General features: G+C 28.5%; 1 protein-coding gene. It reads left to right on the top strand.

Translation table 11 applies throughout. The features are described 5' to 3' along the window. The coding region (locus tag ABDZ71_RS19625; protein ID WP_343764596.1) for an ABC transporter transmembrane domain-containing protein at positions 1-724 on the top strand (724 nt) is incomplete at both ends.

Below are 724 nucleotides of genomic sequence, written 5' to 3' on the forward strand. Positions count from 1 at the left end.
TTTTAATGATAGGACTTATTATTGTAAGTGTTTTGGAACTTATAATAGGTCTTGGGAAAAACTATGTTTTTTCCCATGTTACAAATAAGGTTGATGTAATTTTAAATTCCAGAATATTCAATCATTTATTTAGATTACCTTTTGCATTTTTCAAAAATAGAAGAACAGGAGAAATTATTGCAAGAATAAGAGAGGTAGAAAATGTACGTCATTTCTTAACAGGAGTTCCATTGTCATCAGTTCTAGATATATTATTCTTAATTGTATACATAATAGTTTTATATATCTATAGTTTTTCACTTGCAAATATAGTAATGCTCACAATTCCAGCATTTATAATACTTTATGCTATAATAACCCCTTTATTTAAAAAGCAGTTAGATGAAAAATTTAAATATAATGCAGAAATGCAAAACTATTTAGTTGAGTCTGTAACAGGAGTTGAAACTGTAAAATCTTTTTCTCTTGAAGCTTTAAGTCAAAAAAGATGGGAAGACAAGGTAGCAGATTATTCAACATCAGCTTTTAAAACATCAATAATTGCAGGAACTTCAAATACTGTAGCTCAGTTTATACAAAAGGTGTCAGATGCCATAATACTTTGGGCTGGAGCTTATATGGTTATGAGTCAAAAAATAACTATTGGACAACTTATAGCTTTTAGAATGATTTCAGCAAGACTTAATCAGCCAATACTTAGGTTAGTAAATTTATGGCAAGAGTT

Source organism: Clostridium oceanicum (assembly GCF_039521385.1).
In the GTDB taxonomy this organism is placed as follows: domain Bacteria; phylum Bacillota; class Clostridia; order Clostridiales; family Clostridiaceae; genus Clostridium_F; species Clostridium_F oceanicum.